The organism is Micromonospora chalcea, assembly GCF_028768405.1.
Lineage (GTDB): Bacteria > Actinomycetota > Actinomycetes > Mycobacteriales > Micromonosporaceae > Micromonospora > Micromonospora chalcea.
The window spans coordinates 6,027,457-6,042,705 of sequence record NZ_CP118233.1 but is presented as its reverse complement, the minus strand read 5'-3'; the positions used below and the strand labels follow the sequence as shown (position 1 = coordinate 6,042,705).

At 72.3% G+C, this 15,249-nt stretch carries 11 protein-coding genes and 1 tRNA gene; 4 read left to right on the top strand and 8 right to left on the bottom strand.

All coding sequences use genetic code 11. The annotated features are described in order from the left end of the window. Positions 1-8: 8 nt before the first annotated feature. Entirely contained in the window at positions 9-2,663 is a 2,655-nt protein-coding gene (locus tag PVK74_RS27365) for a DUF4132 domain-containing protein (RefSeq protein ID WP_274477553.1), read from the bottom strand. Continuing rightward, positions 2,664-2,972, bottom strand: coding sequence for a hypothetical protein (locus tag PVK74_RS27360; protein WP_051611207.1), 309 nt, complete (start codon positions 2,970-2,972; stop codon positions 2,664-2,666). It abuts the gene before it with no gap. Positions 2,973-3,084: 112 nt separating this feature from the next. Here PVK74_RS27360 and PVK74_RS27355 point away from each other — a divergent pair, with 112 nt between their 5' ends. Continuing rightward, positions 3,085-4,569, top strand: a complete 1,485-nt coding sequence (locus tag PVK74_RS27355) for a sigma-70 family RNA polymerase sigma factor (protein WP_274477552.1) — start codon at positions 3,085-3,087, stop codon at positions 4,567-4,569. Between the two features lie 21 nt (positions 4,570-4,590). Continuing rightward, positions 4,591-5,571, top strand: a complete 981-nt coding sequence (locus tag PVK74_RS27350) for a DUF2804 domain-containing protein (protein ID WP_274477551.1) — start codon at positions 4,591-4,593, stop codon at positions 5,569-5,571. Here PVK74_RS27350 and PVK74_RS27345 read toward each other — a convergent pair. The 4 genes from PVK74_RS27345 to PVK74_RS27330 form a co-directional block, all read right to left on the bottom strand. Then, positions 5,556-7,313 carry a glycoside hydrolase family 2 protein gene (locus tag PVK74_RS27345; RefSeq protein ID WP_274477550.1) on the bottom strand — a complete coding sequence of 586 codons (1,758 nt, stop codon included), beginning with the start codon at positions 7,311-7,313 and terminating at the stop codon, positions 5,556-5,558. The two genes, PVK74_RS27350 and PVK74_RS27345, sit on opposite strands and share 16 nt — an antisense overlap. Beyond that, positions 7,310-8,638, bottom strand: a complete 1,329-nt coding sequence (locus tag PVK74_RS27340) for an MFS transporter (RefSeq protein WP_210870118.1) — start codon at positions 8,636-8,638, stop codon at positions 7,310-7,312. The genes PVK74_RS27345 and PVK74_RS27340 overlap by 4 nt, the downstream gene beginning before the upstream one ends. Positions 8,639-8,776: 138 nt before the next feature. After that, positions 8,777-8,852, bottom strand: a tRNA-Lys gene (locus tag PVK74_RS27335). A gap of 63 nt (positions 8,853-8,915) precedes the next feature. Next, on the bottom strand, positions 8,916-11,981 hold the full coding sequence (locus tag PVK74_RS27330; RefSeq protein WP_274477549.1) for a VWD domain-containing protein: 3,066 nt from the start codon (positions 11,979-11,981) through the stop codon (positions 8,916-8,918). A 77-nt stretch (positions 11,982-12,058) separates the two neighbouring features. Here PVK74_RS27330 and PVK74_RS27325 point away from each other — a divergent pair, with 77 nt between their 5' ends. Next, positions 12,059-12,793 (top strand): class I SAM-dependent methyltransferase, encoded by a 735-nt coding sequence (locus PVK74_RS27325; protein WP_274477548.1) that lies wholly within the window; start codon positions 12,059-12,061, stop codon positions 12,791-12,793. Between the two features lie 10 nt (positions 12,794-12,803). Continuing rightward, complete coding sequence (locus PVK74_RS27320) at positions 12,804-13,292, top strand: polyketide cyclase (protein ID WP_274477547.1); 489 nt, start codon at positions 12,804-12,806, stop codon at positions 13,290-13,292. A 4-nt stretch (positions 13,293-13,296) separates the two neighbouring features. Here PVK74_RS27320 and PVK74_RS27315 read toward each other — a convergent pair whose 3' ends face one another. Then, on the bottom strand, positions 13,297-14,130 hold the full coding sequence (locus PVK74_RS27315) for a MerR family transcriptional regulator (protein ID WP_274477545.1): 834 nt from the start codon (positions 14,128-14,130) through the stop codon (positions 13,297-13,299). A 47-nt stretch (positions 14,131-14,177) separates the two neighbouring features. Then, positions 14,178-14,708: a kinase gene (locus PVK74_RS27310; RefSeq protein WP_274477544.1), complete on the bottom strand. Its 531-nt coding sequence runs from the start codon at positions 14,706-14,708 to the stop codon at positions 14,178-14,180. Positions 14,709-15,249 lie beyond the last annotated feature (541 nt).

The window sequence follows — 15,249 nt, the reverse complement described above, 5'->3', positions numbered from 1 at the left end:
CGGCCGCCTCACAGCTGGCGCAGGATCACCGGATCCTTGATCTTCTTGTCGGCGGCCAGCAGCAACGCCTTGCTGATGATCTCGCCGAGCCGGCTGTCACCCTCGAACGGCAGGAACATCTCCGGCTCCTTCGCCTTCGCCGAGTCCGGGATGACGCACAGGTACCGCTCGTCCGGGGCGATCAGGATGTTGCCCGAGCCGCAGTGGATGCGGTACGTGTGCAGGTCGCCGCGTACCTCCAGGAACCTGTCGGTGAGCGTGCAGCGACCGGCGATCGCCAGCCGGGGGATCAGCTCCGCCAGCACGTCCCGGCGCGTCCGGCCGGTCGGGTTCAGCTCGCCGAAGCTGTTCTGCGCCCAGTAGTCGCGATACCGGCCCTCCGGCCCACCGTCGTACCAGTTCGGGTCGGCGCCCACCCCGGCCGCGGCCACGAACAGGTCGACGTCGCGCATCACCTCGCTCAGCACGACCGGCGGAACCTGCGCCAGCGGAACCGGCAGGCGCTCGCCCCGGATGAAGAACAGCTGGTCGGTTCCCATCGTGTCGAACACGAGGTCGTCGTCCCGGTGCTCGATCCCGGCGACACCCAGTTCGGCGCGCAGCCCCCAGTCCGGGAGGGCCAGCCAGGGCAGGTTGTAGGACGCCCCGTCGTTGCGGTGCTGGACGTACGACCAGCCGCGCCGGGACAGCAGCGCGTTGAGCCGGTGCTGACGCACGATGTGCGCGGCGAACCGGTTGGAGTACACGCCAGTGGCTCGCTCCGCGTCGGTGAGCAGATACTGCTCCCGGTGCGCCTGCTTGAACGGCTGGGTGATCGCGTGCCGGGTCAGGAACTCCCGCCACGGCCCCACCGCGTCGGGGTCGAGCACCGGATGCCACAACCGGACCGTCGCGTCGCCGGCCGGCTCGAACACGGTGTCGTCCACTGTGCGCAGCGCCTCACCGGCCCAGCAGCAGGCGACGCCGTCGACCGTCCAGACGAGCCGCCGGGCCAGCGTACGGGCCAGCGGATGGTCCAGGAGCCGTTCGCGCCACTGCTCGACGGTCCACGAACGGTCGCGCCGCAGCAGCCCTTCCAGCCGGTCGCGGGTGGCGACGAGCGTCGCGGCGACGTCGGCGACAGTCGCCTTCAGCTCCTTCACCTCCTCGCCGTGCTCCCTGCGCACCTGCGCCGGAGGCGTCCTGACCACCTTGCCGTCCGCGTTGCGCCACATCACTACGGCGTCGACACCGCGCACCTCCAGCTCGTACGAACAGTCGCCCAGCTTGTCCGCGAGCGGCAGCCCGAAGCCGGGCAGGGCCATCTCCTCGACGTCCTCCCGGCTGACACCGAGCGCCTCGGCGTGCCGGGTCAGCCCCTTCTCCACCAGGCGCAGGGTGCTCTTGTAGGTCAGCCGCGAGGACAGTCGCGCCAGCTGGGCGAGCGCGGCCGGGTGATCGGTGTCGACGAGCGCCGCGACCGCGGCGTTCGCCAGCTTCGGGCTCGCCGGGCCGTGGCCGGAGATCTTGCGGGCGGCCCGTTCCGCGATCTGGCCGAGGCTGCGCAGGGTCTCTTCGGACGGCGGGCACATCGTCCGCATCCAGAGCAGGCCCCACAGCAGCCTGACGTTGTAGCGGTCGATCATCCGTGGTGGCATGTCCTTGATGTGGCCGGCGCAGCACGTGGTCATGCGCAGTGGCAGGCTGCGGGACTGCCCGACGAGCGGGAGCCAGTCGTCGAGCCGGGCGGTGAACTCGTCGGCGCCCACCGCGTCGAGCAGCGACCGGGCCTGCTTGCGCCAGGCGGCCGTCGGCTTCGCCTTGTCCGCCTCGACCGGGCAGTGCGCCAGCAGCGCCTCCCACGCGGACCGGCGATCCGCCGGCATCGCCTCGATGTCCGCTACGACGCGGTCGGCCCACTGCTCACCGACGTTGGGGATCGGCCACATCCGGTCGGCCTCGTCGCTGATGTAGCTCAGCGAGCGCTCGATCCCGGTCCGCCGCCAGGTCGCCAGCGCCGCCGGGTTCACCCGCCCGGCCGAGGCCTCCGCCTGGAGGGACTCCCAGGTGAACCGCGTGAGATGGGAGCTCCAGTAGTTGAATCCCAGCCAGGCCTGAGTGCTCAGCCGGCCGAGCCAGGCCGAGCCGTCGAGGCCGCCGCCGGAACACACGGCACGGATCAGCGTGGCCCACCCGTCCTTGCCCGAGCCCGGCACGGCCAACGCGTCGAACACCACCTGCCGTACCGGCGCCGGTTGTGCGGCCAGGAGTTCCTTCGTGCGGCGCCACGCCTCACCCCGGGCCCGGTCCCGCGGGTCCTCGTGCGCGTACGGCAGCGACGGCAGGCGGTCGATCAGTGTCGACGCAGCGGTGACACGGCGGTCGTGATCCGCGTCGTCACCGGCCAGGTCGGCCACGGCGGCGGCGACCGTCTGCGCCTGCCGGGTCGCCTCCGGTAGCAGCTCGACCAGCGGCGGAGCGAGATCGTACGGCCCGTGCGGATCGTTCAGTGCCGCGAGCAGCGACGGAACCGTCCCGGCCGGCGCCCAGCCGCACACGGTCACCACCAGGCTGATGGATTCCCGCTGAGTGGGCTCGTTGAGGGTCTGGCCGCTCCGCTCGCACCACCTCTTGACGGTGGCGACCACATCGCGCAGGGCCGACTCGGGGTCGTACGTGTCCACTCAGCCACCCACCAGCGGGACGAGCTTGAGGAAGGTGACGCGCGATCCCGCGTGCAGGCGGACCTTCTCGTCCAGGTCGGTGACCTGGTGGTCGTCCACGAGCACCACGAAGGCGTTGCGGCCGAACGCGTCGAGTGTCATCCGCGTCCGCTCCTCGGGATCGGCGTCCGCGCCGGACTCGGCGATCTCGAGGGAAACCCGACGGCGGATCAACTCGGCGAGGGGCAGCGTCTCCTCGAAGACCTCAATGGTCCACGCGGGCCCGCCCGGAGCTCCGACCACCTCGTCGGTGACTGTGATCAATGGCATGGCGGAGAAGGTAACGCTTCCCTCCGACACCTCAGCATTTTGTGTGACCTGACCGCGTACCGGACAGTCTCCACGGTGTACGAGATCATTCCGTGAAGGCGAGGTTGTGAGCGTGTCCTATCCCGCGTACCCGAACAGGGCCGACATGTCGGCGGTGGTGGACGCGGCTCGCCGCGGCGACCGGGCGGCGACGGACGAGGTGGTCTCGCACTGTCTGCCGCTGGTCTACAACATCGTGGGCCGGGCGCTGAACCGGTCGGCCGACGTCGACGACGTGGTGCAGAACACGATGCTGAGCGTCGTACGCGGCCTGCCGGGCGTCCGCGAGCCGCGGCTGTTCCGGTCGTGGCTGGTCGCCGTCACCATGAACGAGATCCGCACCCACACGCAGCGCCGGCCCACCACACCGGCGCCGCCGGAGGACATCGACAACGTGATCGACCCGCGCGCGGACTTCGAGGACCTGACCCTGACCCAGCTCCGCCTCGCCGACCAGCGCCGCGAGGTCGTGCTGGCCACGCGCTGGCTGGACGACGACCACCGCCACCTGCTGTCCCTGTGGTGGCTGGTCGAGGCCGGTCACCTCACCCGCGCCGACCTGGTCGACGCCCTGCGCCTGGAGCCACATCACGTGACCGTGCGGGTGTCCCGGATGAAGGCGCAACTGGACACCGCCCGGCTGGTGGTGCGAGCCCTCACCGCGCGGCCCGGCTGCGCCGGCCTGCGCGACACCGCGTCGGGCTGGAACGGTCAGCCGGCGCCGCTGTGGCGCAAGCGGTTCGCGCGGCATCTCCGGGACTGCGCGCACTGCCCGGACGCGACGAACGACCTGGTGCCCGCCGAACGGCTGCTCGCCGGCCTGGCGCTCACGCCGCCCCCGGCCGCACTCGCCTCGGACGTCACGCAGAAGCTGCACGCCGTCGCCTCCGTGTCGCCCGTCGCCCCGGCCGGTACGCACGCCGTGGCGGCCGGAGCGAGGTCCGGGCTCTCCTTGTCCAAGACCCTGGTCGGTGTCGCCGCGGCCGTTGCCGTGCTCGGCGGGGGTGGTCTGATCCTTGCCAACTACCCGAGCGGATCGAAGCAGCAGCCGACGAGCGTGGCGGCCTCGCAGCCCGCGACCGAGACCACCGCTCCCGCGCTCACACCCTCCCCGACCGCCGCCTCCCCGACCGCCGCCCTCCCGAGCCCCACCCCGAGCCGGTCGGCGAAGCCCAGCAAGTCGCCAAAGCCGACCCCGTCGCCGGTCAAGTCCACCGCCACGTCCAACGGCTTGTCAGCAGCGGAACGGCGGCTGCTGGTGCTGCTCAACGAGCGGCGTCGCGCGCTCGGGCTGACCGAGGTCAAGCTGGGCGCGGCGCAACACCGGGAGGCGGAGTCCTGCGTACGGCGGAACCTGAACGCGAGCGGGTTGCAGCACTGCGGGCACGAGGTGCTGTTCGCGTCGTCGGGCAACTCCTCGCCGGAGCAGATGATCGAGGCGTGGTTCAACAGTCCGGGCCACAAGACGGCGCTGACGTACGCCAGCTCCCGCTTCGCCGGCCCGGCGATCGTGTTCAACGGCAGTCGCCAGGTCGCCGCCATCAACATCGACTACTGAGGCGGTCGCTACGCTCCCCCGATGACGCACGAGAAGGAGATCGTCGAACCGGTCGACCTGTGCCTTCCGGACGGGCGGCTCAACCCCGCCGCGGTCGGCTGGACCCGCCGGCCGCTGCACCGGGCGAACCTGCGCGGCTGGGGTAGAGCCAAGCGCTGGGAGTACTGGGGGATCGTGACGCCGACCCACATCGTCGGCCTCGTCGCGTCGTCGCTGGACTACGCCGGGGTGCACGGCGTCTACGTGCTCGACCGCGCCACGAAGGTCGAGACCAGCACGGACGCCGTGGTCCCCTTCGCCCGCGGCGTCGTCATGCCGCCGATCAGCGGCGTGGGCGCCGTGTGCGCACGCGGGGGCGGCCTGTCGATCGACATCGACCAGACCACCGAGGGCAGCACGATCCGCGCCACCGCACCAGGCATCCAGATCGACCTCGTGGTGCCGCTCCCGCCCGGCCACGAGTCGCTCGGCGTCGTGGTCCCGTGGAGCAAACGCCGGTTCCAGTACACGGTCAAGGACGTCGGGCGCCCGGTGCGCGGCTCACTGCGGGTGAACGGCACGACGCACGTCGTGGACGAGCGGGACTCGTTCGCCGTGCTCGACCATGGCCGGGGCAAGTGGCCGTACGCGATCACATGGAACTGGGCGGCGGGCAGCGGACCGGACGCGTCGATCCAGCTCGGCGGCAAGTGGACCGACGGCACCGGCTCGACCGAGAACGCACTGTTCGTCGGCGGCCGGCTGCACAAGCTCGGCGCCGAACTGCGCTGGAGCTACGACCGCCACGACTGGCTGCGGCCGTGGCGGATCAGCGGTGATCGCGTCGAGGTGGAGTTCCACCCGTTCCACGAGAAGGTCTCCCGCACCAACCTCGGCGTCGTGGCCAGCGAGACCCACCAGTGCTTCGGGCACTTCTCCGGCTGGGCCCAGGCGGACGACGGCGAGCGGGTGGCTCTGGACGGCCTGGTCGGCTGGGCGGAGGAAGCTCAGAACCGCTGGTGACGCAGCCGCTCGTTGACCTGCCGGACCACGTCCTCGGGAAGCTTGACCACGCGCCGGTCGTACGTGAGCAGACCGTTCAGCTCGTCCTCCACGTCGGACAGCTGGGTGTAGACGGTCGCGCTCAGACCGGCCCGGATCGCGGGCACGATCTGCTCGGTGTGCAGCCGCGTGAACGCCTCCGCCAGGTCCTCGGCGCTCCGGTACCGCCGGTAACCGAAATCCTTGCGGCTGAAGGCGTGCCCGTCGACGCGCAGGTTGTAGCCGCCGTACTCGGACAGCACCAGCGCCCGGCGGTCGCCGCGTCGCCGCGGCACCCGGAAGCGGCGGAAGTAGACGTGCAGGCTGCGCAGGTCGCCGCCGCCCTGGTCGTGCCAGCCGCTGGCGTGGTCGACCGTACGGGTGCTGTCGAGTTCGGCGACCTCGCGGGCGATCCGGGCCGCGTCGAACTGCCCCCAGCCCTCGTTGAAGGGCACCCACACGGCGAGGCTCACCACGTTGCGCAGGTGCTCGACGGTGTCGCGCAGCTCGGCCCGGAACCGGTCCCGTCCACCGGCGTCGGCACGGCCGAACCAGCGCCGCCACCGGCCCCGGTCGGGCAGCCGCAGCGGCGTCACCGCCGGCGCGGTGACGACCAGCGGGTGGTAACTGCTGCCGCCGTTGACCATGTCCTGCCAGACCAGCATCCCCAGCCGGTCGCAGTGGTGATACCAGCGCAGCGGCTCGATCTTGATGTGCTTGCGCAGCATGGTGAACCCGAGCCGCTTCATGGTGGCGATGTCGGCGATCATCGCCTCGTCGGAGGGCGCCGTGTACATGCCGTCCGACCAGTAGCCCTGATCGAGGATGCCGGCGTGGAAGTACGGCCGCCCGTTGAGCAGCAGCCGGGGCACGCCGTCCCCGTCCGGTCCGACACCGAACGAACGCATGCCGAAGTAGCTGCGTACCCGGTCCGCGCCCAACTCGGCGGTCACGTCGTAGAGGAACGGATCCTCGGGGCTCCACTGCCGTACCTCGGGGATCGGGATGCGAACGGCCACGCCGACGGGTGCGGTGGCCTCGGCCACCGCGACCCCGTCGGCCAGGATCCGGATGCCGGCGTCGCCGGCATCCGCCGTCGCGTGCACCGTCACCTCGACGCACCGCTCGTCGAGGAGCGGGGTCAGGGTGAGGTGCCGCAGGTGTACGGCGGGCACGCTCTCGGCCCACACCGTCTGCCAGATCCCGGACTGGGCGGTGTACCAGATGCCGCCGCGGCGCAACCGCTGCTTGCCCCGGGAGTGGTGGTCGGTGTCGCTGTCGTCCTGGACCGCCACGACCAGGACGTTGGCGTCCTCGCGGAGCGCGTCGGTGATGTCGCAGGTGAACGGCAGATACCCGCCGGTATGGCCGCCGACAGCAACGCCGTTCAGGTAGACCTGGCAGGTCTGGTCGACCGCGCCGAAGTGCAGCAGCAGGCGCGAGCCGGCCGCGTGGAAGCCCACCGGGAGGGTCAGCGGTCGGCGGTACCAGAGCGTCTCGCCCGGCTGGAGCTGCCGCCCGACGCCGGAGAGCGTGGACTCCGGGGAGAACGGCACGAGGATTTCGCCGTCGTAGCGTTCCGGCTCGGTGGACGAACCGGTGATCGCGTACTCCCACCGGCCGTTGAGGTTGAGATAGCTGTCCCGGGCGAACTGCGGGCGGGGGTATTCGGGCAGGACACGCTCCGGGTCGAGCGTGGAGCCCCACGGGGTCAGCAGCGTCATGCCCGGGCCTCCCGCTCCCGCCGCCGCAGCGCCACGGCCGGCACCGCGATGAGGACCAGCACTGCGAGCGCCATGAGGAAGATGCCCGGCGTCGGAACCTGCTTCACCACGCCGAGATCCTCGTAGACCTCGCCGGCGCCGGTGATCACGGCGGCGCCGAGGTAGGGACCGACGAGCATCGGCACGAGGATGGCGAAGACCATCCGCAGCCCCTGGACATGGCCGGCCCGATCCGGTGGCGAGTAGTCGCGCACGATGGCGCCGATCGGGGCGAGGACGAGCATGAAGCCCGACATCATCACGACCCCGGCGGCGATCACGGGAACCATGCCGCGGGCGAAGAACATCAGCGCCAGGCCGGCGCCGTACACCACTACTGCCGGCAGGAGGAAGCGCACCTTGCCGACGCGGTCGATGAGCCGCCCGCCGACCACGCTGACCGCCGACGCCGTGACGAGGACGACGGCCAGGACTATCGCGTACCCCTCGATCCGCAGGTACCGCTGCAGGTAGATGATCAGATACGGCAGGAACACCTGCGTGGAGATCCCCCAGATCGACCAGGCCGCCAGGGCGAGGTAGAGCCCCGGGTTGGCCCGGACGGCGGCCGGGCGCAAACCGTGGACGACGGCGCGCAGGTAGCCGCCCTCGTGCCGGACGAGTGACGGGCTGTCCTCGACCAGGAACCAGGCCAGCAGACCGGCCACGGCCATGATCGCGCCGATGACCACGAAGAACAGCCGCCAGTTCCCGGCGCGGGCCAGCCCGTCGAACCCGCCGAAGATCACCAGCATCGAGACCAGCGGCATGATGGCGAGCACCGACTCGACCCGGCCACGGTTGGCCGGCTCGGTCACGTCGGTGACCCACGCCTGGAACGCCGCGTCGTTTGCGCCCGAGCCGAGGAAGGACATCAGGCAGTCGAGGGTGATGACCGCGATCGCCGTGACCAGCACGACGTTCGCGACGGGCGCGATGTCCTCCACGAAACCCACTGTCAAGAAGCCGAAGGCGGCGGTGGAGACGCCCCACAGCAGGTAGCCGCCCGCGATGAACGACCGGCGCCGCCCGGTCCGGTCGGAGAGGGCACCGAGCAGCAGGGTGGCGACAGTGGCGGTCACTGCGCTGGCGGCGACCATCGTGGCGATCGCGTTGGGATCGTCGGTGATCGTGTCGTACACGAACAGGTTCAGGTAGATGTTCTCGATGGTCCAGGCCATCTGCCCGACGAGCCCGAGCACGATCAGCGCGGTCCAGGTCCGGGGGCGCAGCCCGACCGGACCGGCCGAGGTAGCCGGGGTGAGCACGCTCCGGGTGGCGGACACGACGGCCTCCTTCGACGGGTCAGAATATGATCCGTCCCGCCCGGCCGTCGATGGGTCCGGGGTCGGCCAGGCTGCCGCGTCCGAGCAGGCACGACGAAAAGGCCCTGGTACGGGTGACCGAACCAGGGCCTTGATCGTTGGTGCGCCGCCAGGGACTCGAACCCCGAACCCGCGGATTAAGAGTCCGCTGCTCTGCCAGTTGAGCTAGCGGCGCTCGCTGACAACGGGACGAGACGTTAGCACGCCCGCCCGCCACCCCCGAAATCCAGGGTCGGCCTCACCGCACCGCCAGCGTGACCTGCCCGGTCGCGGCCCCCGACGGGTCCACCATCAGGGTGTACGCCCCGGAGGCCGGCAACACGGTCGGCCCGAGTTCACCGGCCCCGTTGATCACGCAGCCGCTGCCGACGGTGCTGCCGTCGGGCGCGCGCAGCGCCAGCACGCCGCACTGGTCCGGCAGGTCGGAGGCGGTCGCGCTCACCGTCACCGACGTGCCGGCGACGGCGGTGAACCGGTAGCCGATGACCGCGCCGGGCCGTTCCACGACGGCGACGACAGGTGGCCCGCCGGGCGTGATCGCCGCCTCGCGGTCCCGGCTGGTGACCAGCCGCAGCGTGGTCGTGCCGGTGCCGCGTTCGGTGGGGTCGACCACCACCGTGTACGTCCCGTCGGCGGGCAGCACCGTGCCGTCGACCTCGCCGGTCCCGTTGATCACGCAGCCACTGCGCAGCAGCCGCCCCTCGGCGTCCCGCAGCTCCAGCGGTGAGCACTGGTCGGTGAGCGTGCTCGTCGGCACCTCCACGTAGACGCGCTCGCCCGCGCGCCCGGTGAACCGGTAACGCGCCCGTGCGCCGGGCTGCTCGACGGTGGCGGTGACCGCCGGGCCGTTCGGTTGCAGCGTGCCGTCGCTGTCCCGCGCCGCGTACACCCGCACGGCGGCGCGGCCGGTGTCGCCGGGCGCGGCGACGACCCGCAGCGCGTACGTGCCGGTGGCGGTGAGGTCGACGCGGTCGACGTACCCGTTGCCCTTGATGTTGCAGCCACTGGCGATCTCCCGGCCGCCCGGCTCGGTGAGCACGTACGGCGAGCAGCGGTCGCCGATGCCCGGCGCGGTGGCGTCGACGAAGACGGCGTCCCCGGCGCGGACGGTGAACGTCAGCGGCGCGCCGCCGGGGGTGAGCGAGGCGGTGGCGACGGGTACGGCGGTGATCGGGGTGGCCGCGGGTGGGGCGACCCGCTCCGTGCTCGCGCCGGCGACGGCGAACTCGGGGCGCCCGCTGACCGCGACGTCGAAGACGCACTCGGCGAGCTGGGCGGGCGCGGTGACGCCGGCCCAGCGGCAGACCTGTTCGGCCGCCGCGCGCCGGGCCGGGTCGAGGTCGGCGACGGTGACCTCTCGTTCCGGGAACGCGCGGTCGGTGAACGTGCCGGTGTCCTGCCCGTCGTCGTAGTGCAGCAGCGAGCGGTCCGCGGCGATCCGCCAGCTGTCCGCGTACGCGGGATAGAGCTTGCCGAAAGGCACCGGCTGGGCCAACGGCGCCCCGGAGGCGGGCGCGATGTCGTCGGCCGGGTCGCCGTCGAAGTCGCCGAGCAGTCCGCGTACCTTTCCGGCCCGGGTCTCGGCCAGCCGCACCAGGATCCGGTAGCCGTACCGGCCGATCTGGTCCACCGCCGCCGCGGACCCGTCCGGCCACGTCACGTCGTACCCGTCGGTGGGGCCGGTGTCCGACGGGCGGCGGGTGAGCGTGCCGCCGCCGGCCAGGTCGGTGCGGTCCGGGGGTACGGCGAGCGGCGCGCCGTCGACGTGTACCCGCGTGCCGCCGTCGGTGAGGGTCAGCGCGACGCGGTGCGCGCCGACCCGGAACGCGACAGCCGAGTTGACCGAGGCGGTCCGCGTGCCCGCCATCGGGGCCTGCCGCACCTGCACCTCCAGCGGGTCGCCACCGGTGGAGGCGACCAGCGTGAACTCGCCGACTGCCTGGAAGTCGTAGGCGACCCGGTCGAACGTGACCAGGTGCGGGTCGCCGTTGCTGCCGCCGCAGTCGGCGCCGTCCTCGCAGAGCTTCACCGGCCCCTTCGGCGGCGGCGTCTTCTTGGCCGGCTTCTTGCACTCGTCGAGGCTCTTCGGCAGCGTCTTCCCCTTGTACTCGGTGCGCGGCGGCAGCCCCTTCGCCGCCCGGTAGCGGTTCTCCGCGAGCGTCGCCTTCACCTCGGCGGTACGGATGCCGGTGCCGCCGCACTCGCCCTGCGGCACCGCGTTGCGGGAGATGTCGTCGGCGTGGTTCAGCTCGTGGTACAGCGCGGCGCAGGGGTCACGGGCCACCCCGTCGCCGTACGGGTCGGTGGAGGTCGGGTTCCAGGTGACGGTCGAGGAGCCCTTGCCGTCGACGCTGTCCGGCGTCTCGAACGCGCCGGAGCCACCAGTGGTCGGAATGATCCGCACCCGGGGGCTCTTCTTGTCGCGCAGCCTCGGCAGCAGGCCGGACGGGTCGCCGCCGGGTAGCGCGAACCCGGCCAGGCAGCCGTCGACGGCCGCCTGGAAGTCGACACCGCTGACCGGCACCCCGGCCGTCGGGTCGACGCCGTAGTCGGCCCGCGCCGGCCGGGCGCCACCACCGACGTACGCGCCGACGGCGACCAGCAGCAGCGCCACGGCGGCGGCGGTCGGGCGGCGTCGTCGGCGTACCAGCAGCAGCACGACCAGCGCGACGACGAGCAGCGCCAGGACTCCCCCGCCGACGAGCCAGAGCCAACGCTGGCCGGCCCCGCCGCCGTCGGACACGGTGAACGTGGTGGTCCGCAGCGCCGTCGCGCCCGCGCACAGGTCCGCCGCGCCGGTCACCGGCAGCGTCACGTAGCCCGCTGTCACCTCGTACCGGCCGGGTGCGCCGACCGGCCAGAGCGTGTCCAGCCCGCCGCCGTCCGGCGTGGCGGCCACCGAGCGGAGGAGCACCTCGCCGTCGCGCAGCCGTACCCCGGTCGAGGTCACTGTGGCGGTCGCGCCCGGCTCGACGGTGGTCAGTCCGGCGGTGGCGGCGGCGCCGATCCCGTCGTCGTGGAAGCTGCGGGCGAGCGTCGGCGCGACGTCGCGCCCGTCCCGGCGTACCCCGGTGATCTGCACGGTGCCGACGGCGCTGGTGGCGAGCGCGCAGGCCGCGCCGGTGGCGTTCGTGACGGTGAGGTCGAGGCGGACCTGGTCCCCGGCGCGGTAGTCGGCCTGACCGGGCCGCAGCGCCAGGCCGAGGCCGCCGTCGGCGGGCGCCGCGGCGGCGCTCGCCACCCCGGTCGCCAGAGCGGTCACGAGTACGCCGAGCGCCGCAGCCAGCCGCAGGGTCCACCTCATGGTGCGGACTGTAGAAGCGGGTGGGCCGGTTTCCGCGCGGTCTGTCGGGGACCGGTCGGAGCCGTATCCTGCTGGTGATGAAGCTCTTCGGTACGGTCGCCGACCTGTACGAGCGCGCGCGGCCCGGTTATCCGCCGGAGATCGCCGAGTCGATCCTCGCCTACCACGGCGGTACCCCGGCCTCAGTGGTCGAGGTCGGCGCGGGCACCGGCAAGGGCACCGACGTGCTGGCCCGCCTCGGCGCGCCGCTGACCTGTGTGGAGCCCGACGCGCGGATGGCGGCCCGGCTGGCCGAACGGTTCCCGGACGCGCGCATCGAGGCAACGACGTTCGAGCGGTGGTCGCCGCCGGCCGGCGGGGTGGACGTGCTCGCCTGCGCGATGGCCTGGCACTGGCTGGACGCCGCCACCCGCAACGCCCTGGCCCGGCGCGCCCTGGCACCCGGCGGCACGCTCGCCGTCTTCGGGCACCGCTACGACTACGCCGACGCCGGCCAGCAGGCCGCCGTCCGGGCCGCACTGCGATCCGTCGACCCCACCGTCCGGAAGCGGCCCGTCGACTGGTTCCACCGGGACATCCTCGACAGCGGGCAGTTCGACGACGTACGCCGCGAGGTGTTCCGGCGGGAACTGCCGCTGGACAAGGAGCGGTACCTGGCGCTGATGCGCACGTTCGGGCCGTACCTGTCCCGCACCCCCGAGCAGCAGCAGCGCGGGATCGCCGCCCTGGACCGGCTGGTGGACGACTTCGGCGGCACTGTCGTGCTCGACCTGCGGACCACGCTGGTGCTGGGCCGGGCCGATGCTCGGTGACCGGTGGGGCGTGTCGGACGACGAGACGCTGGGCCGCTACCCGTGCGACGACTTCGTGCCCGCGCCCACGTTGCGGGCGTGGCGCGGGGTGAGCGTGGACGCGCCACCGGCGGCCGTGTGGCAGTGGGTCGGCCAGATCCGGCTCGCGCCCTACTCGTACGACTGGGTCGACAACCTCGGCCGCCGCTCACCGCAACTGCTGGTGGGCCTTCCCGAGCCGGCGGTCGGCGAGCCGTTCACCACCGCGGGCGGGCGGCGAAGGGGCCGGATCCTCGCGGTCGAGCCGGGGCGTCACCTCACCGCCTCGATCATGGGCGCGGTCCTGTCGTACGTCCTGGTGCCGGATGCCGGGAACACGACCCGCCTGCTGCTCAAGGTCGTGATGCGGACGAACCCGGTGATCGCCCTCGGCGGATGCCTCGGTGACCTGGTGATGGCCCGCCGGCAGTTGCTGAACCTCAAGCGGCTCGCCGAGGAGGGCGCGGTTCCGGGGCGCTGATCCGTCACTCCGGGCGTCGTTCGACCGGCGCGCTGCTCACCACGCCGTCGGGGCGGACCTCCTGACGCAGACGCGCCAGGTTGACGAACCGGTCGCCGTCGACCGGGGCGGCGTCGAGCAGGCGCAGGACCACAGTGCAGTACTTGGCCATGGTGTTGCGGCCCGGCATGAAGATAGACAACTCGTCGTGGGCCTCGGGCGTCTGCACGAACAGGTCGGCAGGCAGGGAGGGCAGCGTCTCCGGGGTGTCCGCCACAGCGACCTTGACCGTCCAGAACGGCCCGGTGCCGTCGAGTACGCGCCGGTCCTGCTCCGGCGTCTCCAGCGCCAGCGTCCGCCACGGCTCACCCAGGCAGGTGAGGCCCGCCTGCCGCACGGTGGCGACCAGTTCGGCCGCCGCCGCCTGGATGATCTCCTCGGCCCGGTCCCACTCCTGCGCGTCCCGGCCCAGCGGTGTGCCCGGCACGAGCCGCGCCACCACAGTCGTCGCGGGCACGTGCCGCAGCCGCGGCTCGGGCTGCGCCTCGAAGACGGCGCGGGCGGCAGCGATCGCGTCCGCCTGAGCCTGACGTTCCCGGCGGACCTCGTCGCTGTGCCGATCGAGCAGGGCGAGCGCCTGGTCCGGTTCGTCGAGGGCACGCCGGACGAGCTTCACGCTCATCCCGGTGTCCCGCAGCAGCGTGATCAGCATTGCGCGTTCCACCTGCTCGAAGGCGTACGAGCGGTGGCCGGTCCGGTCGTCGACCTCGGCGGGCACGAGCAGCCCTTCGGCGTGGTAGAAGCGCAGCGCCTGCGGCGACAGGTGACACATCTGGCTGAACTCGCTGATCGACAACATGATCCCAGCCTGCCCCCTTCAGTAACCGCAAGGGCAAGCGCCGCCGCCTAACGCTGGGGCAGCCCGGCGGCGGCCGCGATCGTCTCGACCGCCTGCTCCAAGCCGGTGCTCTCCGGGAGGACGAGTTCGCCGGGCCAGCCCAGGATGTCGTGCGCGGCGTACCAGCCGCTCATCTGCTCGGCGGTGAACTCACCGGCCTGCGGGCGGGTCAGATGCCGGCGCAGCGTCTCGGCCAGCGACACGTCGAGGTAGCAGAACAGCGACCGCCCCCGGTGGCCGTCCCGCAGCGAGGTCAGCATGTCGCGGTAGCGGCCGGTGTACAGGATGCCCTCCAGGACCACGTGGTAGCCGTGGTCGAGCGCGAACCGGACGGTCTGCTCGATCAGGGCGGGCGCGACGCCGCCGGGCGTGTCCCGTTCGCGCAGGACGACGCGGCGCAGGTAGTCCTGTTCGACGAGGGCGCATCCCCGGCCGTGCCGGTGTCGTAGCTCACGGGCGATGCTGCTCTTGCCCGAGCCGGAGTTGCCCCTGATGCAGACGAGGATCGTGTCCGGGCTGCCGGCCGATTCGGCGCGCACATTCCATCCCTGGCGTCACGTGCCGCAGGCGAATGCCGATCAGGTCCGGGTGATCACCAGGAACGCGTACCCGATCACCTTCGTGCCGTCCCAGTTGTACATGGGCGGCACGCCTGCGGCTTCGTCCACGACGACTGGTACTTGGGCGGCGCACCCATGGGCCGGTTCCCTCCCCGCCACCGGGCTGACCGCCCCTCGGTGGAACGTCATGGGTGTCTCCCGGCCCGTTTGACATCCATGGCGTTCCACCCGCGGGCGGTCGCCCCGGCGCGCGCCCGTCCCGCCTGCCGGCGATGTACCCGAAAAGGCCCCGACCGGCGTGGAACGCCTGTTCAGGGCCTTGCTCGTTGGTGCGCCGCCAGGAACTCGAACCCCCGAACCCGCGGATTAAGAGATAGACGGACAACGTGCGATGACGTCCAGTCCGGCCGACTGAGTCCACCTGTTCGCGGTCACGCCCCGACTTCGGCCGGTCGGCGTCCCGCCCAGTCCGTCGAAAGCTGGTCCGTCCATCGCGCCGGAGCACCCGTGGAGCACCCGG